The organism is uncultured Mobiluncus sp., from assembly GCF_902488535.1.
Taxonomy (GTDB): Bacteria; Actinomycetota; Actinomycetes; order Actinomycetales; family Actinomycetaceae; genus Mobiluncus.
In genome coordinates this window covers 1-24,328 of record NZ_CABTWO010000005.1, presented here as the reverse complement: position 1 = coordinate 24,328, position 24,328 = coordinate 1, and the positions used below count along the sequence as shown (strand labels likewise).

The window sequence follows — 24,328 nt, the reverse complement described above, 5'->3', positions numbered from 1 at the left end:
CGGGAGTGGACGGCAAATCTGAGCGTGCTGTCTCAGCTTTTATTGGCCCCGCAGGCGGCACAGCGCTGATTCTGGGTTAGCCAGGAGCTCCTCGGGTTTACCCTGTTCCACAATGTGCCCCAGATCCAGCACCGCCACCCAATCGGCTCGGGCGATCTGATCTAGGTTGTGCGTAATTTCCAAGACAGTGGGGCGCGGTGTCAGACTGCGCAGATTGTCGTTGATGCGGGTAGCTAAAGGTGCAGGCAGGTGGGCTGTATGCTCGTCCAAAATAAGGATTGGGGATTGACGCAGCAGGGCACGAGCCAGGGATAGCCGCTGTCGTTGTCCCCCGCTGAGGGCCGCCCCTCGCGAGGCCACACGGTGCTGCAGTCCCCCCGGCATCGCTTTCACTTCCGCGTCCATTCCCACCATTGCCAAAGCCCACCACAGTTGGCTTTCACTGGCTTGCGGACAGGCCAGACGTAAGTTTTCGGCAACGGTCATATCGAAAATCGTTGACTCGGCGCTGACTAAAGACACTGCTTTGCGCAGGGACGCAAGGCGATATTCGCGCAGATCGCGCCCGTCCAGGAGGACCGTTCCCGCTTCGGGATCGTAAAAACGCAGCAGGAGTCGTGCCAGGGTTGACTTTCCGCCACCTGTCGCCCCCACTAGGGCGGTCCACGAGCCCGGCGCTAACTTGAGGTTGATTTGTTCAATAGTCCCCGGTGTCGCGCTAATCTGTGGGGCCGCGTTTGTCGGTTCGGGATAGCGAAAGCCGACATTGCTAAGTTCCACCGCCAAAGGCGTGGCGTGCCGCACGTTTTCCAACCCCTCAGGTAACTCCAGTCCGGCGTGGGTCAGCTGGTAGACACGTCGCGCCGCTGCCAGGGAGGTATTCAGTTCAGTTCCGAAGTCCACTACGGCTTTAAACCCCTCCCAGCAGCGCAGAACCGCAAAGAGTATCGCTATCCAGGCGGCCATTTCGAAAGTGCCTGACCGGTAGAGCGCGCCGCCCACCGCCAGCAGAATCAGGACCGCAGCCATTCGCCACGCGGAGAGAAACGCGCCACGGAAAGCTGATTTGTTGGTCTCACGCAGGCTGGCTCGAACCAGTTCTTCGCCTAACCTGTCACTGCCGGCGAGACGCGCTTCGCTCAGGCCGTATCCCACGACTTCCGCCAAACCTCCCAGCGAATCCGTGACGTCTGCGGCGACACGACCGCGAGCTGCAAGTTTATTGCGCGCGGCCATGTGTCCAGAATATATACCATACCAAGGTATCAAAAGTCCTACGATGAAAATTCCAGTCACGGCTACTCCCAGCTGCCAAGGTGCCACCGCAAACGTCGCCGCAGTAACAATACCGGGAACCAGGAAGGCGGTCATCGCCGGAGCGAAAGCGTGGGCAAAGAATACTTCGATACGATCTATATCTTTCGTGAGCCGCGCCAAGAGGTCTCCGCTGTGATTATTGGTCACTATGGCGGGAGCTTGGGGATAAATGGCGCGATACGCTTGGGTCCGCAACAGTTCCAGAGCCTTGAAGGCCACCAGATGACCCCAGTATTGCTCCAGGTAGCGAGCCAAACCTTTCAGAAGCGCGGTCCCCACCATCACCGTCAGCAGTCCCCCCAAGTTGGCTGACACACCACGGACACAACCGCAGTCCAGTTCGCTCATCACCAGGTTCACCACCAACACTGCAGGGATGGTGAACAGGACTATGCCCAGAATTTGATCGACCAGCCTGGCGAGGGTGGAGGCAGCTACCGGCCCCAACACGGGGCGAGTCGAGGACAACAACCAGCGGACGACTGTCCGCAGCCCCGCCGCGGCTGGCTCAGAGGGAGTAACTGCGGACGAGGAACAGCCCCGGCCCACCGTCGAGCGAGAAGGTGCCGTGTTCTTTGAGTCGGGTACATTGCTCGAAGGTGTCACCGTTCCACCAGCTTTCCGCACTCGACCCGCAAAACGCGATCTGCCAGCGCAGTCAAAGCCCCGCGGTGTGACACCATGATGAGCGTATAGTCACGCCCCAGGGCTTGGAGGGCCTCCAAGATGTTTCGCTCAGAATTCAGATCAACTTGGGAAGTCGCTTCATCCAACAACAAAATTTTTCGACCACTCGCGATGGCTCGTGCCAGGCTGAGACGCTGTTTCTGTCCGCTCGAAAGGCCTATCCCATTTTCGCCCACGACAGTGTCCAGCCCCAGCGGCATCTGTTGGATTTCGGCGTCAAGATACGCCGCACGCAAAACATCCCATAATTCGGTATCAGATGCCTGCGGGGCTGCCATCTGGAGGTTTTCCCGCACGGTGCCGGTAAACAGCCAGGTATTTTGGCTGACCAACGCTGAGTGTTGTGCCAAGTCCGCGGTTTTAGCGTCGACCTCAACCCGGCCCTCACTTGGGGTCAAAAATCCTTTCATCACGTTCAATAAGGTGGTTTTCCCCTGTCCAGAATCCCCCACAATCGCTACGCGTTCGCCGGAAGACACCCTGAGATTCACCCCTTGCAAGACCTGATGACTCCCGTAACATACCCCCACATTTTCCAGATATACCGCGGGCGTCTCAGCATCTTCCACCGCCGGAACGTCCTCATCCGCAACCTCAGCAGCACCGGGACGAATCGCGGACATGTCCTCGCATCTGGCAGCCGAATGTCTGTCTCGCGAGTGCATGAATCCTAAGATGGCCCTTCCGGCTCCCCGGCCGCCCATCGCTATATAGAAAAACCCTCCGAAGTGGTCAATCGGCTCCAGCAGCAACATCGCCAAGCCCAGCGCCGTCACCACTTTTCCCAGAGTCATCTCACCGATAGAAACCAGGAACATTGACAGGGCGGCCACGGACGTGATGACGAACAGCGAAAACACTGTGTCGAGTACAAAAATAATGACTTGATTGGAACGCAGCAGGCTCATGGTGGCTCGCCGATTCTCTTCGCCTACTGTCTCTAGTTTGTCCCCCATCCGGTCTGCCGCCCCCAGCAGCTGCAGGGTTGTGAGTCCCTGCAATACTTCCAGGTAGTTTGCCGCCAAAGCCGCCCGTGCCCGAGCGGATTTCGCGGAGGAACGCCGAAAGAGCTTTTTGAACAGCCACACCGTCCCCACTGCCAGAGGCAGGCACAGCGCCAACAACAGCGCCAGGAAGGGGTGAACAAAAATCCCCATCGCCGCCACTATCAGCACCGGCGCGCTGAAAGACCCTTGGACCTGCGGCAAAAACCCTTGACGATACCGAGTAAACTTTTCGGCTGACTCGGTTGCCAACGCCACGACTTTTCCCGCGCTTTCCTGATTCATCCGCGCGGGTCCAGCTCGAAAACTCTGTGCCAAAAGAGTCTTTCGGACGTGATTTTCTTCACGTATCTGTGAGCGGGTCGAGCGCCGCGACAACGAAAAGTTTGCCCCAAACACCAGAGCGATACCTGCAATCGCGCTAACCCAATGGATAGTGGCAGGAAAGGACCACTCGGGGTGCAGGTAAATGTCCAGAATCTCACCTGCCGCAACAAACACCGTAATCAGGCCGAGGGTCATGAGCCAAAACAGCCCCAGTACCACGCGATTCGCGCGGCGACCCGCAGCGGTTTGTAGCGCTGCAAACTGGGGTTTACCTGGCTTTTTTGGGACTACGCGGGAGGTGCTCAATAGCTGGTGACCACTTCGACTCGCTGGAGTTCCTTAACATCGGTGTAACCGGTTGTGGCCATGGTTCGACGCAGGGCTCCCATCATGTTGAGGGTTCCTTCGGCGTTGTCGGCAGGACCGAACATCACCTGTTCCAGGGTGCCGACGGTGCCGACTTTGACCCGAGAACCGCGCGGTAATGTCGAGTGGTGTGCCTCGCTGCCCCAGTGCCAGCCGTGTCCGGGTGCCTCGTAAGCCCTGGCCAAAGCGCTTCCCAGCATCACGGCATCAGCTCCGCAAGCGATGGCTTTCACCACGTCGCCCGCAAAACCAATGCCCCCATCTGCGATAACGTGGACATACCTGCCGCCGGATTCATCCAAGAAATCCCGCCGTGCCGCCGCTACATCCGCTACCGCCGTCGCCATCGGCACATGGATCCCCATGGTGCGGCGTGTCGTAGAAGCGGCTCCCCCGCCGAATCCCACCAGCACCCCGGCCGCGCCGGTACGCATCAGGTGCAGCGCTCCGGTATAGGTGGCCACGCCCCCGACAATGACCGGAATATCCAACTGATGCACAAATTGTTTGAGATTCAGGGGTTCAACCTGGGAAGACACATGGTCTGCGGACACTGTGGAACCGCGCACCACGAACAGATCCAGCTCTGAATCCGCCACGTAGTCCCATAGTTTTTGAGTGCCGGCCGGGCTCATCGCACCGGCCACGATGACGTCAGCGGCTTTAATTTCCTCTAACCTGGCCCGCATTAGTTCCGGCTTAATGGGTTCGGTGTAAATTTCCTGCAGCTTGGCGGTAGCTTTGGCTCCGACTTCGTCAAGTTCAGCCAGTTCTTCGTACAAGGGCAGGGGGTCAGCATACCGGGTCCACAGCCCTTCCAGGTCCAAGACCCCGATTCCGCCCATCTTTCCCAGGGCGATGGCATTCTGGGGACTCATCACCGAATCCATCGGTGCCCCCATGACCGGAACTTTCATATAATAAGCGTCAAATTGCCAGGCCAGTGACACGTCACGAGGATCTCGCGTGCGGCGAGAGGGCACTACCGCGATTTCATCAAAAGAGTAGGCTCGACGCCCCCGTTTGCCGCGCCCAATCTGAACTTCTTCATTCATAGATTTAGCCTACCAAAATGCGCTCCAGCGAGAGTCTCTTGCATTACCGGGTACACGTTTTCCCGCCATTCTCATACCACAACGGTCATTCCCGTCCCAGCCTGCTTAAAGTCTGTTGTTTAAAGTCTCGATATGCCTCATCACCTGCGATAATAGCCTGACGGATACTGTCTACTAGGTGGACGGTGTAGTACTCGTTGTGGATGGTCAGCAGTGTCGAAGCCAGCATTTCCTTGGCTTTCAGCAGGTGGTGAAGATAAGCGCGAGTGTAGTTTGTGCAGGTGTAGCAGCCGCAGCCCTCTTGGAGAGGGCCAAAGTCCTCTCGGAATGCTGCCCGCGCCATATTCGTCCTGCCGGTGGGTAAATACGCCGCTCCGGTACGGGCTACGCGAGACGGCGATACGCAGTCGAAAGTGTCGGCTCCGTTTTCGATGCCGGCAAAGAAATCTTCTGGTTCTGAAATCCCCAACAGGTGACGGGGGCGGTCCTCAGGCAGTTCTTGGCACACCCAGGAGCAAATCACGCCGAGATTTTCCTTTTCCAGGGCCCCTCCGATACCAAATCCGTCAAAGCGGCGCCCCGAGATTTCCATTTCCCCGAGGTCGTGTGCCGCTTTCCGGCGTAAATCCTCCCATTGCGCACCTTGGATAACTCCGAAAAGCATCTGATAAGGCTTGTCGGCACGCTCTATGGTGAGCCGTTCGTGTTCCGCCAGGCAGCGTTCCGCCCATCGCCGTGTGCGCTCCAGGGAAACTACCTGGTAGTCGTAGGAATGCAACAGGGAAGTCAGCTCATCGAAAGCGAAAATAATATCGGCACCCAAGTGGTGCTGAATCTGCATCGAGATTTCCGGGGTAAACCGATGTTTGGACCCATCCAGGTGTGAACGAAAATTAACACCGTCATCATCAACCCGCGCTAAACCGGGGTGAGCTTGGCGTTTATCGGGTGGAGCTAGTTCCGCGGCTTCTTCGGCCTGTTCCAAAAGTTTGCGTTTGTCCCCGGAACGTTCGTGGTTGCCGTGTTCGCGCGAAGCGCTGCGTTCCCGAGCTGAGGCGGCGAATTCCTGGCTGAGGACTTTCTTATATCCCGCACCCAAACTGAGGACTTGGAAACCGCCGGAATCGGTGAAAGTTGGGCCATCCCAGTGCATAAAAGCCCCCAGGCCCCCGGCTTTGTCTACAAGTTCCGGACCGGGTTGCAGATAGAGATGGTAAGCGTTAGCTAGCACCGCCGCCGCACCCAGGTCCCGAACCATCTCAGGGATAAGCGCCTTCACCGTCGCTTTTGTACCGACCGGTATAAAAGCGGGGGTGGGAATGTCTCCGTGGGGTGTGTGAATAACCCCGGCTCGCCCCAACTGGCCTAGACGAGCCACGACCTCAAAGTTTTCACTCACTAAAGCATCACTCCAGGTTAAGAAAGTTCCATCGAAGCGGCTTCTGTACCTATTGGTCCATTATTTTGGCCCTGAGACTGTGCGACGGGCAATTCTGTATCAATCGGTACATAATTTTTTTCGCCGCGTTTCACCCACCCGATGACCTGAATGCTGAGCGGCGACATGATGATTTCCAACGCGCACTTGTATACGTAACCGGTCAGCACGTAGTTGAAAAATTCCGACCCCGAAATCAACCCGGCAAAAGCGATGGTGCAAAACGCGAGGGTGTCTACCAGCTCCCCGACCAGGGTCGAGGCAATCATGCGAATCCAGAGGAAACGCTCTCCGGTACGGCCTTTAATCCGCACCAGCACCAGGGCATTTAACAGCTGCCCCAGCACATACCCCACCAGGGAAGCCGTCACGATGCGTGGAACGAACCCGAAAACTTGAGAAAAAGCGGGCGTGATGAAGTCTCCGCTGGCCGGCGGCGCCTTGGCAACCAGGAAAAACAGGGCCGAAGCCAAGATAGAAATCCCAAACCCAGTCAGCACCGCTCGGCGAGCTCCACGAAATCCATAGACTTCCGAGAGAATGTCTCCCAGGATGTAGGTGAAGGGGAACATGACGGCTCCCCCATCAAAAATCAATCCCCACGGCCCGCCGATGAGCTTAGTGGCGGAGATGTTCGAGATGAGCAGCAGCGCTACAAACAAGGTCATGAAGATATCAAAAAAACGGCCCTTACCCGCAGCCACGAAGTTAACCACCGGTCGCACTGCCTGTTCAGACCTTTCGGTCGATTTCACTGATTATTCTCCCTTACTCTTAAACCTGACGTATCCCTCAAAGGGCGTTAAAACTGCGGCCAGCGCAAGGATACCGGGTGAAAGTCCGGTTTTCGCGCCGCCATGAACTCGTTGAAACTCTGAGCCCATTGACTATGGCCCTCCGCTTGGAACCGCATAATTTCCCCGGGGCCCATTTCCAGCAATTCCGGGAATCGCTCAGACATGGCATAGAGCAAATCCAAAGTCGCGGCAACATCGGCTTGAGCGTTGTGGAAATCGTCACGTAACGGCAAATCGTAGGCGGTGCATACGGAGGCCAAGTTACGTTTCCCTTTTCGATAGCGATCCAAGATTCGGTCCAGCACCAAGGGATCGACAATCGGCTCTAACTGCCCCTCCAAGCGTTGGCGCAACGTTTGCAAACCGTGACGTTTCAGTTCCGCTTCCAGAATCGCAAAATCGAAGGTGACGTTGAAACCGACGACGGGCACTCCCCGCAGCATAGTTTCCGCGAGAATACCCGCAACTTCCTCGAGGCCAACTCGCGGATCAACCCCGTTAGCCTGCAAATATTCATCAGTCAAACCGTTAACCCGACCGGCAGCGGGAGGCATGGGAACGCCCGGATTAATAACCCAGTAAAGCGGCGCGTCCTCACCGTTTGTCCTGCGGATTAACGACACCGTGGCGATACGGTCGCGGGACGTAAAGACACCGGTCGTTTCTGTGTCGAATCCCAAGACTTCCTGATGAAGCCAGGGGGTATTCATATGGTTCATTTCGTTCATAACCAAAGTCTCTCACACACCCTAGAGGCGAAAATCTTTGGCCTCAGTGACGTTGATAGTTCGGGGCTTCCACAGTGACTTCAACATCATGAGGGTGTGATTCCCGCAATCCTGCCTGGGTGATACGCACAAAACGACCCCGATGGCGCAGCTCCTCAATGGTATGTGCCCCGGTATAGAACATCGACTGGTGCAGCCCTCCCACCAGCTGATACACCACCGAGCCGAGGGTACCTTGGTAGGGAACCTGGCCCTCAATGCCCTCGGGAACAATCTTGTCGTCACTGGACACATCGGCCTGGAAATAACGGTCCTTGGAGTAGGACTTGCGGCCCCGCGAACTCATGGCCCCGAGCGAACCCATCCCGCGGTAGTGCTTCCACTGTTTGCCGTTCATAAACACCAGTTCACCTGGGGATTCCTCACAGCCAGCCAACAGGGAACCCAGCATCACCGTCTGAGCACCGGCGACCAAGGCTTTGGCGATATCGCCGGAATACTGCAAACCGCCGTCGGCGATGAGCGGCACATCCGCGCGGGCACATGCTTCGGCAGCCATCATAATGGCAGTAATCTGGGGCACCCCCACCCCAGCCACCACGCGAGTGGTACAAATAGACCCCGGGCCGACACCGACCTTGACCCCGTCAACGCCCGCATCAATCAGGGCTTGTGCGCCCTCTCTGGTGGCAACGTTTCCACCCACAACCTGCACCCCGGAGAACCCAGAATCATTCTTGATTCGCGAAATCATCTCTAGAGCCAGCTTGGCCCCGCCGTTAGCGGTATCTACAATCAGGGCATCCACGCCTGCTTCTGCCAGGGCTTGGGCGCGTTCCCACGCGTCGCCCCAGTAACCGATAGCGGCACCGACCACCAAACGACCTTGGGAATCTTTGGTAGCGTGCGGGAACTGCTCGGTCTTGACAAAGTCTTTGACCGTAATGAGGCCGGTCAACTTGCCGTTTTCATCAATCAAAGGCAGTTTCTCGATGCGATTTTCCGCCAGCAGCTTCATCGCTTCTTCACGAGAAATACCGGTGCGCCCGGTGATCAGAGGCATCGGCGTCATGCATTCCCGCACTGTCTTGGTACTCCACTGGGAGGCGGGCACGAAGCGCAAGTCGCGATTGGTGATGATTCCCAGCAATTCGTAGTCATCAGTCACGACCGGCAAGCCCGACACCCGATACTTGGCGCACAGTTCGTCGAGCTGTTCAATGGTGGCGTTAGGGCCGATAGTGACGGGATCAGTCACCATGCCTGACTCGGAACGTTTCACTTGGCGCACCTGTTGGGCTTGGCTTTCGATGGAAAGGTTACGGTGCAAAATCCCCATGCCGCCCTGACGTGCCATAGCAATCGCCATCCGTGATTCAGTCACAGTGTCCATAGCGGCAGAAATCAGCGGAATATGCAGCTTGATTTCTTTGGAAAAGCGAGTGGAGGTATCCACTTCAGCGGGAATCACATCAGTAACCTCAGGCAATAACAGCACGTCGTCATAGGTCAAACCAGTTAAAAATCGCGGTTCAACACCGTTTTCAAGGTCTTGCAAGGGATTCGTGATTTCGCTCATATGCCTTCCTTAGATACCTGGGAATAAATCTTTTAATGTTGATGTTTATTCTAACGCTCTCGCGCTAACAGTGCTGACGGGGTGGCAATCGCAGTTCAAGTTGGGTTTGCCGGTGATTCGCTCGGATTGGGTTCAGAGTTTGGTTCACTACTACTGAAGGACGGTTCGGCGAGCCCAAATCGTCCTGTGGTAGGACGCTGGATTGCCGGTCCACCCCCTAGTCTTGAAGGGTAAGAAAACACCGCGAGGGAAAGGAAGAAAATGAGTAATGTAACGTATCTCCCCGCTCCGACTATTGAATCTTGGGAATGGCAGGATGAAGCTGCCTGCAAGGATTTAGGGACGGCGGCTTTCTTCCATCCAGACGGTGAACGCGGGGGAACCCGGCGGCGGCGTGCCGCGCAGGCCAAAGCGATTTGCGCGACTTGCCCGGTATTGGAACAGTGCCGCAGTTACGCCCTGAATGCCCATGAACCTTATGGCATCTGGGGCGGCATGACTGAGGAGGAACGCGCCGCTTACTGGAAGGAACGGGAGGCTAAATCCGCATAGACCTGTAGAACCCGGGCGGGGGCAAATCCGCCGCTAGAAATTGCATATATTTTGGGGGCTGAGCCAGTGGCTCAGCCCCCAAAATGTCTATATAAACTTAAACCGAATCGCCTGCCCGACGCGCCAAAACACTATCTTTCAGACGCGCCGGATTGTGGCGAAAATCCAGTTTGCCCGCTAGCCCACATGACCGCGCAGACGCACGGAGAGGCAGGTCACGCAACCTTCGAGCTTCTCATACTCGCCGATGTCTACCGCGACCACTTCGTAACCCATGCTCTCAAAGAGTTCCTTGGACTTGGGAGCGGCGGCGGACATCAGAATCTTGTTATCCTCAAGCAAAACGACGTGCGAACCGGGCTCTTCAGGAACTTCCATGAACTTGTCCCACACGGTCGGGTCGTCCACCAGCGGTTTGTAGCCGACTACAGTGCCGTCGTACAAGGCGGTGACACCGCTCTTGAGGTGGAGCACCTTAGTCATTTCCACAGGGATGACTTCCGCGTCGAATTCCTTCAAGTACTCGGCAAGCTGGCGCACCCCTTCTTCGTTGGTGCGGCCACCGGGAGTTTGCCCGACCCAGACTTTACCGTCAAACTTCAGGATATCTCCCCCGTCCACGGTGCCGGGTTCCTTGATGTAAACCACGCGGTATCCGGCATCCCGAACCGCCTTCTCGACTCCCGCAACTTCAGCACGGCGCTCCGGAGCTCCGGAGCGAGTGATGATGGCGAGATCCCCATAAACAAATACAGGATCCTCAATGAATACCGAATCGGGGCAATCAGGAGCGGGCTCAACCTCGACGGTTTCCCACCCATTATCATTGAGTGCCTTGACGTAGCCTTCCCACTGGCGCAAACCCAGATCATAAGAGACGGCAGATTTTTCAATGTGTGTCACAATCCCATCAGCCATTTTGGGGCTGGGGCGACGAACTAATGCTAATTTCCTAGTCATAGCTTCCAGCGTAGTGGTGGTCCGGAAACCCGTCAAGAGATCGGCGTACTGTGACAACCGGGCTCGCTGGGGATATCGGTGTAGCCCTTCATATTCCTGTGGTTTCGGCGTTGCGGCGCTGGAATGTGCCGGGAGGAGAGACGTTATAACTTAACAGAAAAGACCGGACATATGTCCGGCCTTTTCAAAGCGTGTCTCGATTACTCGACCACAGCGAGCAAGTCGCGGGCAGAGAGAATAACGTATTCCTCACCCTGGTACTTGACTTCGGTGCCGCCGTACTTGGCGTAAATGACCTTGTCGCCTTCCTTGACGTCCATCGGCACACGCACACCCTTGTCGTCAACACGACCGGGGCCTACCGCCACGACGGTGCCTTCCTGCGGCTTTTCTTTTGCCATATCCGGGATGACCAGCCCCGAAGCGGTAACCGTTTCCGCTTCCAGCTGTTTGATAACAACCCGATCTTCTAAAGGTTTAATGCAAACCGACACTGCGATTGCCCTTTCTCTAAGTTTCTGATGATATTTCACCAACCGGGCGCCGTCGCGGGTGGCACCCTGCCAGTCGCTTTGTATTTTATGTCGCATTTAGCACTCTCGCAACCCGAGTGCTAAGTCACTTTCGTATCGCCCTTTTTTGCCGCCGTCCCGAGAGGTTCCCTCTTTGGCTATGCTCGCCCTTAAGATTGAACTATGGCTGAAAAATCTCTGGTGCCAGTATTGAGTAAAGAAGGGTTCCAGTTGCTGGAATCCTTGGGAACCCTAGGACCCTACACGCCGGCACTCGCGGACAAATTGAGCGCCGGCTTACGAAAACGCGGTGTCGCGCCGGAGCTGGTGGCAGCCATTTTGACCCAGCTGGAGCTGCGCGAGGCGGCGCAGGTCAAATTCGGGGATTTCGCGCAAGGCATGCTGTTCACCCGAGACGGTTTGGAGCAAGCCACGCGTTTGCCGGTGGCTGCCGTGCACGCCGGACGTTTTCGTGACGCCGGTTGTCACAAGGTCGCTGATTTGGGTTGCGGGTTAGGGACAGAGTCCCTGGCGTTGGCCGGCTTGGGGATGCTGGTCACGGCATTTGAACTCGATGAAGCCACCGCGGCGGTAGCGCTGATGAACCTGCGTGCCTATCCCGAAGCCCGGGTTACGCAGGCAGATATTTTGGAGCTGGATTGGGAGCAGTTGCGTGCTGAGGGGGTTGATGGCGCTTTCACGGACCCAGCCCGGCGTGACTCCTCCGGCAGGCGACTCCAGCCGGAGTCGTGGAACCCCCCGCTCTCCCGTATTCTCGCTTGGCGAGACGAGATCCCACATGGGAATCTCGGCGTAAAGGTTGCCCCTGGAATCAACTATCAAGCCCTGCCGGCCCAGTGCGAAACCCAGTGGATTTCTGTGGGAGGCGAGCTTGTGGAGGCGGGAATCTGGTTGGGTGACTTGATTCGTCAAAAGGGGCGTTCCGCTCTGTTGATGGATAAACACGGCAAAATTGTGACTGCGCTGCACGATGACACTGCTGCCCCGTGCAACGCACCTGCCCAGTTAAGCGAGACTATTGCGACCGAAGACGAACTGGGGGAATGGATTTTTGAACCCGACGATGCGATTATCCGGGCGGGACTACTGGCTCAGGTTGCAAAACAAACATACACAAAAACGGTATCAAATAAAATCGCCTATCTGACCAGGGATTCTGCCCCAGAGTTAGCTGACACGAAATTAGGTGGCTGGTTCAAGGTTCTGGAAGTCCTGCCTTTGGACGAAAAAAAGATTCGCGCTGGGCTAAAGGCGCGACCAATCAGGTCTTTGGAAATTAAGAAACGCGGAGCCGATGTCTCCCCCGCCCAGCTGCGCCGAAAACTGCTGGGAAAACCCACCAAAGATGGCGAGGATTTGACTTTGATTGCCACGCGTTTGGGCAGCCGACACCGGGCTATCTTATGCCGACGCTATGCGGAAATTTAGACCCCGGGAAAAACCAACTAAAATATACGCGTGTTAAACGGTGCAAGACTGACTTTAGGAATCGAATCTACCTGCGACGAAACGGGAGCGGCCATTGTAGCGGGGAAAACCCAGCTGTTGGCTAATGTGGTCGCTACCTCGATGGATGAATATGCCCGCTATGGCGGGATTATTCCAGAGATTGCTTCGCGTGCGCATTTGGAGTCGTTTTTGCCCGTGGTGACCAAGGCTTTGGATGAGGCGGGCGTGAAGCTCGCAGACATTGACCAGATTGGCGTATCCGCTGGTCCGGGATTGATTGGTTCGCTGGCGGTAGGAATCGCCGGAGCAAAGGCACTAGCCGTCGCTACTGGTAAGCCGCTTTACGGGGTGAATCACGTCATCGGACACCTGGCGGTGGACCAGCTGGTCAACGGCGAGCTGGAACTGCCGGCGGTGGGTCTGGTTGTCAGCGGCGGACACACGAACCTGCTGCTCATCACCGATTTTGCGGCTGAGGGTGGAATCAGGGAACTGGGCGGCACCCTGGACGACGCTTCTGGGGAAGCTTTTGACAAGGTCGGACGGGTGCTGGGACTGCCCTATCCGGGAGGGCCACACGTGGACCGCCTGGCCCGCGAAGGCAGGCTGGGTGCGATTGACTTTCCGCGCGGGCTGGCCGGGGCAAAATACGCTAAAACCCACCCCTATGATTTTTCATTCTCCGGGCTGAAAACCGCGGTAGCGCGCTACGTCAGCCAGCTCGAAGCCGCCCCGGAAGTCAGCGGACGCCCGAACTTTACCGCGGATTTTGCCCCCGCGCGCGAGGGCAAACCATGGTTGCCGGTAGCGGACATTTGCCGGGGGTTCTCGGAATCCGTAAACGACTCTCTGGTGAGCAAGACTATGCGGGCGCTCGCCGATTTCGAGGCAAAAACCCTGGTGGTGGGCGGCGGATATTCCGCTAATTCTCGGCTGCGTGAATGGCTGACGGAGGAATGCGCGCATGCTGGCGTTACCCTGCGGATTCCCCCGCTGAAGTTCTGCACCGACAACGGCGCGCAGATTGCGGCCATCACGGCGGCGATTGCGGATACGAACGCCCCCAGCCGGGCAGATTTTTCGCCAGTCTCCGCCCTGGAACTGACGCGCGTTACTGTCTAGGACAGCTGAATCGTCATTTTCCGCGCTGAGCGTTTTTACCGGATTCACGCCGAGCTACAGGCATCCCTCTTCGTCTGTTGCATCGTCATCGACTTCTTCATAGTCGACCACGTGAGGCACGCCATTCGTATTATTTTCAACCCGGAAGCGCAACATAACACACGGCTCGAACTCACCATCTCCGGATTCGATACTTTCCTCGACTTCGAACAAACCTTCACCCCTATATTCAGGATGAGAAACCGCACTCCAATTAAATCCTACGGGTGCAACATATGGGTGTTCCGGGTCGGCGGGATCGAAAATGTAGACGAAACCCTCGACCCAATCGGGGGTAAAACCCTTCACTAATAAATCCAAGAACCCGTCTGAATTGACATCCTCATAATTCGGCTGGAGTGAAGAATGGGAAACGTCAAATAAGAGCCAGGGTGTCTCCCCATAACGAGCGTCTACTACTTCTTGGGATTCTCCTTCAACCATGGTGAGCCAGCAGCCATCATTCTCATCTGGAATCTTCTTAAACACAGGGCTGCCGTCGTCATTGTATCCAGCGCAATCGTCATTACCCGGATTGACCCAACCTAGCGCAAAGTTATTCCTGTAGTCGAAGGCTTTGATGGCGTCTTTGTCCGGCCCTTTCGCGGCTTCGACCAGGTTCGGCGGCTCAGTGGGTTTCTGGCTTTCCTCCACGCCACCGTAACCCTCAATAGAAACCTTCGAACCCTCAAAACTGGTGACAATAATGTTCGAGCCATCAAGACTCACCTGCCCGGGAGTAGCAAGCTCTTTAGACCACAACAACTTCCCCTCCGGAGAAAAACCAGAAAGCGCCTTCGCGTTATCTATGCTGGGAGCGGCGATTATTTTCAAATCCTTACCACTATAAAGCACCTGCCCAAAACCCTCATCCTTACCAGCCGCCTGAGGAACAGCCACATCAGCACACGCCATCACATCATTCTCTAACGCATAACGCTGACCCGCCCCACAAGCCGGCAAAGAACCACCCTTACCATCAGAACCCACAGGCCACGACACCTTCGACTCACCAGGCGAAACCTCACCACCAGTCGCCTTCCGAACCACATTGAAATAAACCTTTTCCCCCACCGGAGCAAAAACCGCGAGCCTGTCCTCCGGCAAAAACACCGAATAAGGACGCGACACAGCCACACCCTCATCGTCACCCTCGACCTGAATCACCACCAACTTGTTCAAACTCACCTTCAAACCATTAGCCAAACTCGGCTCGGAATGAGACCGCGAGGCACCCAAAACAAACAACAAAACCACCACACCCGCAACCACCAGCAAAGACAAAGCCAGAATCGCGGCCACCAACAACCGACTCCTACGAGGCTGCGCCACACCATCCGAACCCGGACTAGGCATCGAACCAGGCTGATAACCAGCAGAAACCGAACCCTGAGGAAGATCACCAAAAGAACTCACAAACTCATGCTACTATCGACACACTTTACGCATTGAGAAATCGGTTTCTTACGTACGAAAAAACTATTTGTAGCCGCCAAAGAGCCCTGGTTCCTGGTGAGAGATGAACCGGGTATGCTAAGAACCATGACTGAAACGAAGTCGAACGAAACCATAAAACTGGTGCTCACGCTCTCCTGCCCCGACCGACCCGGAATCGTCCACGCTGTATCTGGCATGGTAGCCGGCGCGGGGGGCAATATCATCCAGTCAGCCCAGTTCGCAGACAGCGATACCGGACTGTTCTTTATGCGAGTTGAGATGGATGTTCCCAGCGTTCACGATATTAACGCCCGGGTGGAGGCTTTAGCTGCCGATTTTAAGATGGCTTGGGATTTGGACCAGATTGGGCGGGCGCTGCGCACCGTCATTATGGTTTCCAAAGAGGGACATTGCCTGTCTGACCTGCTCTATCGCGTACGCGATCACTCGATTCCGATTGATGTGAAAGCGGTCGTGGGAAACCACCCAGATTTGGCTCCCATCGCGACGTTCTATCAGGTGCCGTTTATTTTGGTGCCAGTGACGAAAGACAATAAACCCGAAGCGGAACGGCAACTGCTGGACCTGGTCGCCGCGGAAAAGGTCGAACTGGTGGTGCTGGCGCGCTATATGCAGATTCTTTCCGACAAACTGTGCCGGCAGATGAGCGGGCGCATCATCAACATTCACCACTCTTTCCTGCCATCGTTCAAGGGCGCAAAACCGTATGACCAAGCCCACGATCGGGGCGTGAAACTCATTGGGGCTACCGCGCACTATGTCACGGCGGATTTGGATGAAGGTCCTATCATTGAGCAGGACGTTTCCCGAGTGGATCACACGTTTACCGCCATCGATATGCGAAAACAGGGGCAGGACGTGGAACGTCGAGTCTTGGCTCAAGCTGTGAAGTGGCACGCCGAGCACCGCGTGTTGATGAACGGCAACCGTACCGTGATTTTCCACTAATGACGCCGGATTAGAAGTAAGCCATGTCAGAAAACCAGCCTCCGCACAGCGAGAACACGGTCAACCAACTTCCTGGCGACCTGACCACTGACAGCGCGCAACCGACCTACCGGCCTTCGGACAGCGCGCAACTGGACGACCCCAAAACCGCACCCTCAAAGGGTCACTATCGCCAAGAAACTCGTGACATCCGCCGTATTGCATTCATTTTGAACCCGGCCTCCGCCAAAGGCCACGCCCGCAAAACTGCTCGGATAGCCCGGAAAGTACTGGAGCAACGCGGTCTGGAGATTGTCGATTTTCCAAGTGATACTGCGGCACAAGCCCGGGAATCGGCTCGCCGGGCCGCGGCAGATTCCACGGTGGACGCCATTGTTGTTTCCGGTGGAGACGGGATTCTTTCGCTGGTCTTGCAGGAGCAGGTTGGTTCTGACAAGCCTTTGGGGATTATTCCGGCAGGTTCTGGCAACGATCACGCCCGCCACTATGGGATTCCGCTGAATCCGCGTAAATCTGCGGGCATCATCGCGGATGGTTTCGTTAGCCAAACCGATTTGGGACTGGCGACTTTTACCGATTTGCGCGGCAAAGAGCGCCAGCGTTGGTGGTCTACCATAACCTGCGTGGGGTTTGACCAAATGGTGGCGGATAAAACCCAGGAAATGCGCTGGCCACACGGGTCACTGCGCTATATTTTGTCCCTGTTCATTATTCTGGCGAAGTTCCATCCCCGCCCGGTTCGTCTCAGTCTCGACGGGGTGGTTTGGGGCGAAGACCACTTGACTTTGTGCGCCGTGGCTAACGGAAAGTGCTACGGCGGAGGCGTGGTGGTGGCTCCGCAAGCCTCCAGCTACGACGGGGTTTTCTCCATTGCGACGTTGAGCTCGATGCCCCGGCGAAAGGTACTGCGCCCTCTATTGGCTGCCAAGAGGGGAAAGTTCGCCGGCGCTCCCGGGGTGACTTTTCACGAGGCTCGCCAAGTCAGCTTAGAGATGGAGGGGCTGGCTCCCATTGCCGATGGGGAACACTTGGGATACGGGACGGTCAACTTGGAATGTGTGCCTAGAGCCGGATGGTTTATTTTGCCGCGGCCCGAGGGGATTTAGGGCAAAGCTACGGATTTGCTGATCTAGCCTTGCATACCCCTCCTCGCTCGGACCAGAGCAGCAGGAAATGCACGATGCCGTCACGTGCACACGTCGCCGGTCACGAGCAGAAAGTGCGCGAAATGGAGCTGTGACTACCCTCCAAAAAACGCCACCCATGCACTCACTCCATGTAGGAAAATTGCTGTTAATTTTTCAGGTAATGAGAGTAGTTTTGAGAGTAGATTTACTATTTTGCTGGTAAAACCCTGTTGTCCGAAACAGGGTTTTACCAGAGCATTTGTCGGGGGATTTGCAAGGACTCGCTGAGCTCGCCTTGCCCCCACCACTCAACACCATTTCGTCGGGGGATTTGCAAGGCCTCGCTCCGCTCGCCTTGCATACCCCTCCTCGCTCGCCTCGAGACTGAAAACAAGTTTTCGTCTCGGGCTCGCTCGTCGGGGTGACAGGATTTGAACCTGCGACATCCTGCTCCCAAAGCAGGCGCGCTACCAAGCTGCGCTACACCCCGGAAAGGTACATACCATCTTAACCGAAGTTCCGACTTGGAGGAAAACGGCCAAACCCGCTATGCTCTTAACGCACGCGGGCGTAGCTCAATGGTAGAGCTCCAGCCTTCCAAGCTGATTACGCGGGTTCGATTCCCGTCGCCCGCTCCACTTAGACGTCGGATTTGATAAGGCTGGGTTGCGTTTAGCGAGTACGCGCCTAGGGTCTAAATCTCGGCTGCGTTTGGCGAGTTCGCGGTTGCCCTAGTTAGACGCCGATTCTAAGGCAAAAGATCCCCTCGAATGAGGTGGGCTAGGTGACGTGGAACAGGCCTACAGGTCGCCTCTGACTGTGTATCCGATGCGCTTCGATATATCCGATTTAAGCTTTTTCGCTCTCTCTTTGCCTATGAATTTGATCAGTAGCGCGTCAAAATGGTTGGGGTCAACGGTTTTAAGAAAGTTAAGTGTTTGAATCACGGCAAACTCAACTTCATTCCTCGACAGAGCACCGCCCTGTCTATTCAAGTCGGTATGAGACAAATTGTTAACGATTTTTGACAAGGCAGGCGAAATCGGAATATTGGTCTGGGCGGCGATAGTATCGATTCGGGAGCCAAAGTTATCGCTGTTAGGTGCCCGGAACTCAGTGAACCCCTCTAGCACCTTTCGGCACAAATTCCCGGTTCCTAACTCTGGTGGCGCGTCTTCTTGTATTTTCTTAAAAGCTTGCAGCACCATATAGAATGAAAGCCAGTAGTCGTTAGTCAGGCCCACAGCCTCGTTATCCCACTGTCGGCAACGGGTGGATTGCTCCACGCAATTGAAGGTATCCTTGTAAACCTCGTAAAATATAGCCGTGGGCTTCTTGTCATCTTTCTTGGGAACAGCCTTGTCGGCAAGACGAGATTGTAAAATTTTCATATAAGTGTGACTGTGTGTGAAGTAAACCAGCGAGGCAGGTTTTCGGTTCTGGAAGTGCCCGGAGATGAATCTGTCGACTGATATGAGTCTTGCCTCGTCTAGCTCTGACCCCAAGTCATCGAAGAGCACCACGCTATTTTTCAGTGATTGTTTGCGATCCTCCGCCAGAAACTCTGCACAGAAGTAGAGCAATGAAACCAACTTCTTCTCGCCTTCCGACATGCTCTGGGCTTTCTCACCCCTGCGGGTATTTCGATACCCCTCCCCAGTGTTTCCTTCGGTGACTCGCAAATCTCGGTTACCCATGATCATGCACAAGTTTTCATCAAGAAATTTAGCAGTAGCAGAAGTAGTCGAAACTTGTCTCTTTAGGTCGTCGAGGTGTTTCTTGGTATCTTTTTCTACTCTATCTGCCGCTTGTTTCGCATCAGTGGCATCTTTATACTCCTTCTTGGCTACGCTCCAACTTGCCCCGTCTGCGGCGCAGCAGTGCTTCTTCAGACGTGAAATCGCAGAATCTCTGTTGGTGGCGTGCTTGGTTATCTTGTCCATTGCCTCAGCATAGGTAGCCTGAAGGTGCGTGTACTTATCTTTAAGCTCAGAAAAATCGATTTCCGGCTTCTCTCCTTCAATCGAGTCATGTGGGTTTTTCACACGTTCATCAAGCAAATTCTTTGAACGGTTTAATTCATCCAACACCCGCCGCGTTTCAAGGACGACATCGCTCTGCATCATGGGTAAAGCAGCGCAGTAAATTGAGGTATCGAGGCGAATTGCTTCTAAGTTTCTCTGAAAGTTCTCCAGCGCAGAAATGGCATCCTGGCATTCGACTAGTTGGTTTTTTACCAGAACGGGCGCTTCCTCTTCAGTAAAGCGAATGGCATCTTCAAGGCTTCTTAGTCGCTGTTCTGACACAACCCCACCGCAAAACTGGCATGAGTCCCCGGCCTTATGCTTATTCAAGCCTTCACGAACCCAATCGTTTATAACCATGGTGAACGTCTGAGTAGTTGATATTTTTTCGGTGGTCTGCTGCCAGAGCTCATCGGAAAAGACCCAGCCGTTCGGGAGAGTTGGCAAAGGAATAAGGTAACCAGGATCATCCGAGTTTGCTATGTCGATGTTATCTTGAACCTCATTTGGGGATAAAACCTCGTTCTCTTCTGTATCGAGCAAGGCGCGTATCTGCGGTCTCTGAAAATGCCGCCCATCTAGGCTTGGACAATCTTTTTCGAGGTTTTTTCGAACACCGTTCGCAACTCTGTCAACGATTTTCTCTAGGTTCTTTTTGGTATCATCTTCTTGCTGTTGTTTTGCCTTAACATTGTTTTTAGCTGATTCCCACGCTGCTTCGGCTGATTTAATCTCTTTTTCTCGGTCGCTCGCCCCATCGCCCAAGGCGACGGTGGTCACGCCTGGAGCGGAGCCGCCTTCAACAAAGTCTCCAACTCTATCTTTTCGCCATTGATCGTTAAAAGCGTAGACACGAATCGGCTCACTCAAGCCTACTTTCTGAGCACTGAGAGTGGCTCGACTCAGCGCTTCACATACAGTCGTCTTCCCGCTGCCGTTAATTCCGAAGAATACTGAATCGTTCAGTAGCTTTATTCCCTTCAGCGAGTCCTTTGCAACATTCCGCAAAGATTCATTAGCTTCAACCTGGATCATGTCAAATCTCCGTAAACTGTTTGACCAAACTTAGAGTGGCTCAATTCTTGGGCTTGAAGAATTCGAGCGACCGCTATCACAAATGTCTTCACTCTATCCTTGGGGCGGTGAGTAGTGGCAAGCAGATGCGTCTACCAGAAGTCTACTGGAAACCATAAGTCAGTAAGCCCCGATTTCATAAAGTAGCGTATAGAAGGGGTCACCGAACCACGCTTGCCACGTATTGTGGAGAACTAAAATCCTGGGGGGTCGTCGGTTTATTGGCAGGTCGGTCTGTGCATGTTTTCCGCTGGCGTCTTCGAAGTGCTCTCGGTCACTCTAGCCAGAATCGAACAAGCGTGTTCATGACCGTTTATAAGAGCGCGGGGAGAGAAGATGCTAACTCTAACTGGATAATCTCAGACACTCATGCGTCCCTCGCCTTGAACTCATCAACACAAACGCCGAACCAGATTCCTGCCGCCAGCTCCCACGCACCAGGGGAAAGTGGAACCGCTCTGGCCAGACTGTCGAGCTACACCATAGGAGAGGCGCAAGCGTCCTGAAAACCAGCAAAACCCCTGCCCAACAGCCAATTCGCGGCAATCTTACCCCCTATTAAATGCGAGGTCTTTGGCTCCACTTGGGCGATTCACTTAAACTTCCACTCACCCTCTGGGCCAATCTTCAAACCAAAAGACGAGCCAGCCATAGTGTGTTTACCTCTTTTCAAACTCGTGTTGGCTCATGGGATAATCGGAGGTGTGAATGATTGGCGCCAAGTAGTCATCGAGAGGCTTTCTGCTGCCCGCATGTATCCTTACCTGGAACAATGTAACGGTAATCGCAAGGCGGCGCTGAACCTGTACCGATGGCATGGTGGATTAACTGCAGCCGTGCAAACCGTGCTCGGAAACACTGAAGTTATTTTGCGTAACGCTATTGACCATCAGCTGCAAGCCTGGAACAAAGCGCAAATCCCAGGAACAGACAGTTGGCTGCTACAAGAACCTGCCGCGCCGTTGCGGTCCTTGAGCGCTGCTAAGCGTAAAGATGCGCTACGAAGAGCTAAAGCCCAAGCCGCGAGTAGGCCCATAGAGCATCACCGTTATGGTCAAGATGTTACCCACGATGATGTACTAGCCCAGATCATGTTTGGTATGTGGCGAGACCTGCTTCCGAACCACTTACCAGCAGCTAATCCCAGGCTTCGCGCTAATATCAATCGGGCACGATTATGGAATGAGGCATTACGTTACGCGTTTCCGCGCCTAGACGACGCAAACGGAGAAGTAACATTTTGGCGGGTAGCTCATCTACACCGACTTCGCAATCGTGTATCCCATGTTGAACCATTGCTAAACGTGGACGTGAAAGCCCAGATTCAAGAAGCTTTCGATCTTGTCGCTTCTATCAACCCCGTGGTGGCAGATTGGCTAACAGGTATCTCCCAAGTAAGCGCTGTAATGACCCGTAGACCGGCAACGAATTGAGAAGAGAGCCTAGCAGCGCTTTCGTCCGCTAGACCCTCTAAAGACATGATGGGAGACCTTGTTCCCACCTTCTGCACCTTCTACTTTACCACAGCACTCGTAGAAGATTTGAGATCCCAAAATCTCCTGCAGTATTACATTAACAATCAACCAGATCCATTGGCTCACCCACGGTGTTTTCTTTCTGTTGGATCCCCATATTGAGAGGTGACCTGTTTTTTCTCGGTTATTCTTATGGTTAGGTGCGTGTGAACGAAGGGCGTGGTTGTGATGGCGTGTGGTAAAGCGGTAGAGCTTTTTCTTGTCGATGGAACCCCGGGTGGTATGGCTACTGCGGGGATAGCGGATTGGACGGGTATTCTCATTTCTGCGCGTCGAGATCAGCTTGCCCAGCTTCATAAGCGCGAGGAAGCCAATAGTGGAAGTTTTCGTCGGCCTCTTTCATCACGTTGACGTTCGTCGAAGAGGTAAGCCAGAAGTCGATATGGAGGCTTCCTCGTTCATCGATTCGCAGATAGTTTGCGTTATTTTTCGGGATGTAAGTTGCTGATTCTCGGCAGAATCCGGAACGTTGCAGGGCGATTGCTTGTTCGTTGGCGCTGCCGTACTCGACATAGCCGTACCAGTTGTTAGGAAAGCTCTGGACGTGGTGGATTTTCTTGTATTCATTGGAAAATCGCGGGAAATATTGGGAGAGACTGAAAAGGCTCTGCTCTTAGCTGTATGCCTTGCGATTTTGGGCAATTTCTTATGCGTATTGGTGAGATCTCTTGCTCACAGATTCGTTACGCGTTTTTCGCGAGGCAAGATCTCTATCTCTAAACCGGCTAGTACGACTTCTATGATGATTTCAAAGTATTCCTGGCTCATGCGGTCTTCGTTTTTCGGGTTGGCTAGCGGAATTAAGTAGCCCTGGATCATGTCGGCCAGCGTTGTGGAACTGGCAGCTAGGGGCTGAAGCCGGGTAATCATTTGACCTAGGTCGTGGCGCTGTTCCTGCTTGGTTGGGCTGCGCAAGTTGCGAGCAGTAATGCTCCACAGCATCGTGTTGATGATAATTGTGTATGCGATGTGAATGTACTGGCTAAAACCAGCGTCCTGTAGTTTTTCGTAAGCCACCTCCAAGATTGGTACCAACGCGGCGTCAATATGTCCATACATCAGTTTGTCGGTGACTCCGGGGAATTCAAGAAAGACGGGCCTGACATTGCCTGCTAGGGAGATGAACCAATCTTTCCATTCCAGCTGCTCGTCCGGTAGCTCGATGCTGCTAGTGATTTCGCCGATTACAGAAGCGGTAATGGCGTCACGGTTCTGGTAATGGTGGTAGATGACAGAGGGAACTACTCCCAGACGCTGCGCAAGGTCGCGAATCGACCATTTTTCTAGACCGCACTCTCGGGTCAGTTCCATTGCGGCGTACATGATCTTTTCCTGTGTCAGCCAGGCGCGTCTACCCGTGTTTACCCGCTTGTCTTTATTTCCCACGAAAACAGCATACCCTCGACCTCGACAATACTAGAAAATTGACAATACTAGAACATTGTTCTAGTATTGTTTCAGCTTGATTGGCAGCTCACTTTGGAAAGGATGTTTTCATGTGCGCCACTAATGAACGAAACGAGAAAGTCGAATCAAAAATAACGGGACTGTTTCCCCTGTTTTTGACGGTGTTACTGGCATATATGGGGCAGATGATCCTTAATCCAATTCTGGCTCCGCTATCGCGCGAAATCGGGTTGAAGGAATGGCACATTGGCGCCACCATTTCGTTAGCAGCCATCATGTTCTCTCTTACCTCCACCAGGTGGGGACGGATCTCGTTGCGATGGGGATCTCGGCGCATCTTGCTTATTGGCATGCTTGCTGGAATCCTGGCTCTAAGCGGATTCGCTATGGTGGTGTGGCTAGGATTTAAGGGTCTGCTCACCGGCATAGCGTTGATTCTAGGAGTAGTCATAACTAGGGGCGTGCTGTACGGCGGTGCCATCGCATCAGTATCCCCAGCAGCGCAAACCTACGTTGTGACTCATACCTACAGCGAGACGCAAAGGGTAAAAGGTGTGGGAGTCTTGGGCGCTGCACAAGGATTCTCGTCTATTCTTGGAGCCTTATTGGGCGGCAGCCTTGCAGCTATAGGAGGTTTCATGACTCCCTTGCTGGTGATGCCCCTGGTCATGCTTTTAGGTGTTGTCGTTTTGCTGCTAACATTCAAACCCACAGGTGGCGAAGAAAAAGTCGCTCAACCGGCAAAAGTTTCCTATTTTGATTCAAGAGTATTCGTGTTCCTGGCTTGCGGTTTCCTCATGTT

Annotated in this window: 19 protein-coding genes and 2 tRNA genes; 8 read left to right on the top strand and 13 right to left on the bottom strand. The window is 54.6% G+C overall.

Annotation, left to right across the window (positions count from 1 at the left end):
- Window positions 1-39: 39 nt before the first annotated feature.
- From RDL66_RS02805 to guaB, 7 genes are all read right to left on the bottom strand, one after another.
- Entirely contained in the window at window positions 40-1,923 is a 1,884-nt protein-coding gene (locus tag RDL66_RS02805) for an ABC transporter ATP-binding protein (protein ID WP_308535043.1), read from the bottom strand.
- Window positions 1,920-3,641, bottom strand: coding sequence for an ATP-binding cassette domain-containing protein (locus RDL66_RS02800; protein WP_308535041.1), 1,722 nt, complete (start codon window positions 3,639-3,641; stop codon window positions 1,920-1,922). The genes RDL66_RS02805 and RDL66_RS02800 overlap by 4 nt, the downstream gene beginning before the upstream one ends.
- Window positions 3,638-4,756, bottom strand: coding sequence for a GuaB3 family IMP dehydrogenase-related protein (locus RDL66_RS02795; protein WP_299296968.1), 1,119 nt, complete (start codon window positions 4,754-4,756; stop codon window positions 3,638-3,640). Before RDL66_RS02795 ends, RDL66_RS02800 begins: the two co-directional genes overlap by 4 nt.
- Before the next feature lie 85 nt (window positions 4,757-4,841).
- Window positions 4,842-6,155 carry a tRNA guanosine(34) transglycosylase Tgt gene (gene tgt, locus RDL66_RS02790; RefSeq protein WP_308535040.1) on the bottom strand — a complete coding sequence of 438 codons (1,314 nt, stop codon included), beginning with the start codon at window positions 6,153-6,155 and terminating at the stop codon, window positions 4,842-4,844.
- A 17-nt stretch (window positions 6,156-6,172) separates the two neighbouring features.
- Window positions 6,173-6,862: a queuosine precursor transporter gene (locus RDL66_RS02785; protein WP_374042900.1), complete on the bottom strand. Its 690-nt coding sequence runs from the start codon at window positions 6,860-6,862 to the stop codon at window positions 6,173-6,175.
- 134 nt (window positions 6,863-6,996) lie between these two features.
- A complete protein-coding gene (locus RDL66_RS02780) occupies window positions 6,997-7,719 on the bottom strand; it encodes an exonuclease domain-containing protein (RefSeq protein WP_308535036.1) in 723 nt (240 codons plus the stop codon).
- Window positions 7,720-7,762: 43 nt separating this feature from the next.
- A complete protein-coding gene (gene guaB, locus RDL66_RS02775; RefSeq protein ID WP_308535034.1) occupies window positions 7,763-9,298 on the bottom strand; it encodes an IMP dehydrogenase in 1,536 nt (511 codons plus the stop codon).
- Window positions 9,299-9,559: 261 nt separating this feature from the next.
- Here guaB and RDL66_RS02770 point away from each other — a divergent pair, with 261 nt between their 5' ends.
- Window positions 9,560-9,850, top strand: coding sequence for a WhiB family transcriptional regulator (locus RDL66_RS02770; RefSeq protein WP_279107354.1), 291 nt, complete (start codon window positions 9,560-9,562; stop codon window positions 9,848-9,850).
- A 177-nt stretch (window positions 9,851-10,027) separates the two neighbouring features.
- On the opposite strand, the gene ddaH is transcribed toward RDL66_RS02770, so the two are convergent.
- Both ddaH and groES read right to left on the bottom strand, forming a co-directional pair.
- Complete coding sequence (ddaH, locus tag RDL66_RS02765) at window positions 10,028-10,810, bottom strand: dimethylargininase (protein ID WP_308535032.1); 783 nt, start codon at window positions 10,808-10,810, stop codon at window positions 10,028-10,030.
- 200 nt (window positions 10,811-11,010) lie between these two features.
- The gene (gene groES / locus RDL66_RS02760) at window positions 11,011-11,304 is read right to left on the bottom strand and encodes a co-chaperone GroES (protein ID WP_036324231.1); all 294 of its coding nucleotides are present in this window, start codon (window positions 11,302-11,304) and stop codon (window positions 11,011-11,013) included.
- A 201-nt stretch (window positions 11,305-11,505) separates the two neighbouring features.
- Between groES and RDL66_RS02755 the strand changes: the two genes are divergently transcribed.
- On the top strand, window positions 11,506-12,771 hold the full coding sequence (locus RDL66_RS02755) for a class I SAM-dependent methyltransferase (RefSeq protein ID WP_308535030.1): 1,266 nt from the start codon (window positions 11,506-11,508) through the stop codon (window positions 12,769-12,771).
- Window positions 12,772-12,801: 30 nt separating this feature from the next.
- Entirely contained in the window at window positions 12,802-13,914 is a 1,113-nt protein-coding gene (tsaD, locus tag RDL66_RS02750; protein WP_308535028.1) for a tRNA (adenosine(37)-N6)-threonylcarbamoyltransferase complex transferase subunit TsaD, read from the top strand.
- A 54-nt stretch (window positions 13,915-13,968) separates the two neighbouring features.
- On the opposite strand, the gene RDL66_RS02745 is transcribed toward tsaD, so the two are convergent.
- Window positions 13,969-15,369 (bottom strand): hypothetical protein, encoded by a 1,401-nt coding sequence (locus RDL66_RS02745; RefSeq protein ID WP_308535026.1) that lies wholly within the window; start codon window positions 15,367-15,369, stop codon window positions 13,969-13,971.
- Between the two features lie 126 nt (window positions 15,370-15,495).
- On the opposite strand from RDL66_RS02745, the gene purU reads away from it, so the two are divergent.
- Both purU and RDL66_RS02735 read left to right on the top strand, forming a co-directional pair.
- Window positions 15,496-16,359 (top strand): formyltetrahydrofolate deformylase, encoded by an 864-nt coding sequence (gene purU / locus RDL66_RS02740; RefSeq protein ID WP_308535024.1) that lies wholly within the window; start codon window positions 15,496-15,498, stop codon window positions 16,357-16,359.
- Window positions 16,360-16,382: 23 nt separating this feature from the next.
- Window positions 16,383-17,465: a diacylglycerol kinase family protein gene (locus tag RDL66_RS02735; RefSeq protein WP_308535022.1), complete on the top strand. Its 1,083-nt coding sequence runs from the start codon at window positions 16,383-16,385 to the stop codon at window positions 17,463-17,465.
- 437 nt (window positions 17,466-17,902) lie between these two features.
- On the opposite strand, the gene RDL66_RS02730 is transcribed toward RDL66_RS02735, so the two are convergent.
- Window positions 17,903-17,976: transfer RNA gene (locus RDL66_RS02730), tRNA-Pro, on the bottom strand.
- Window positions 17,977-18,050: 74 nt separating this feature from the next.
- On the opposite strand from RDL66_RS02730, the gene RDL66_RS02725 reads away from it, so the two are divergent.
- A tRNA-Gly gene (locus RDL66_RS02725) sits at window positions 18,051-18,124 on the top strand.
- Window positions 18,125-18,286: 162 nt separating this feature from the next.
- On the opposite strand, the gene RDL66_RS02720 is transcribed toward RDL66_RS02725, so the two are convergent.
- Complete coding sequence (locus RDL66_RS02720; RefSeq protein ID WP_308535021.1) at window positions 18,287-20,545, bottom strand: AAA family ATPase; 2,259 nt, start codon at window positions 20,543-20,545, stop codon at window positions 18,287-18,289.
- Window positions 20,546-21,288: 743 nt separating this feature from the next.
- Between RDL66_RS02720 and RDL66_RS02715 the strand changes: the two genes are divergently transcribed.
- On the top strand, window positions 21,289-22,017 hold the full coding sequence (locus tag RDL66_RS02715; RefSeq protein ID WP_308535020.1) for a hypothetical protein: 729 nt from the start codon (window positions 21,289-21,291) through the stop codon (window positions 22,015-22,017).
- A 774-nt stretch (window positions 22,018-22,791) separates the two neighbouring features.
- Here RDL66_RS02715 and RDL66_RS02710 read toward each other — a convergent pair.
- Entirely contained in the window at window positions 22,792-23,505 is a 714-nt protein-coding gene (locus tag RDL66_RS02710) for a TetR family transcriptional regulator (RefSeq protein ID WP_308535019.1), read from the bottom strand.
- A 110-nt stretch (window positions 23,506-23,615) separates the two neighbouring features.
- Here RDL66_RS02710 and RDL66_RS02705 point away from each other — a divergent pair.
- The coding region (locus tag RDL66_RS02705) for an MFS transporter (protein WP_308535017.1) at window positions 23,616-24,328 on the top strand (713 nt) is incomplete at its 3' end.

Bases quoted from the DNA above. Each gene is read 5' to 3' on its own strand.
- RDL66_RS02795 (WP_299296968.1), bottom strand. From the start codon at position 4,756: ATGAATGAAGAAGTTCAGATTGGGCGCGGCAAACGGGGGCGTCGAGCC.
- RDL66_RS02785 (WP_374042900.1), bottom strand. From the start codon at position 6,862: ATGACCTTGTTTGTAGCGCTGCTGCTCATCTCGAACATCTCCGCCACT.
- RDL66_RS02780 (WP_308535036.1), bottom strand. From the start codon at position 7,719: ATGAACGAAATGAACCATATGAATACCCCCTGGCTTCATCAGGAAGTC.
- guaB (WP_308535034.1), bottom strand. From the start codon at position 9,298: ATGAGCGAAATCACGAATCCCTTGCAAGACCTTGAAAACGGTGTTGAA.
- RDL66_RS02770 (WP_279107354.1), top strand. From the start codon at position 9,560: ATGAGTAATGTAACGTATCTCCCCGCTCCGACTATTGAATCTTGGGAA.
- ddaH (WP_308535032.1), bottom strand. From the start codon at position 10,810: ATGACTAGGAAATTAGCATTAGTTCGTCGCCCCAGCCCCAAAATGGCT.
- RDL66_RS02755 (WP_308535030.1), top strand. From the start codon at position 11,506: ATGGCTGAAAAATCTCTGGTGCCAGTATTGAGTAAAGAAGGGTTCCAG.
- purU (WP_308535024.1), top strand. From the start codon at position 15,496: ATGACTGAAACGAAGTCGAACGAAACCATAAAACTGGTGCTCACGCTC.
- RDL66_RS02735 (WP_308535022.1), top strand. From the start codon at position 16,383: ATGTCAGAAAACCAGCCTCCGCACAGCGAGAACACGGTCAACCAACTT.
- RDL66_RS02720 (WP_308535021.1), bottom strand. From the start codon at position 20,545: ATGATCCAGGTTGAAGCTAATGAATCTTTGCGGAATGTTGCAAAGGAC.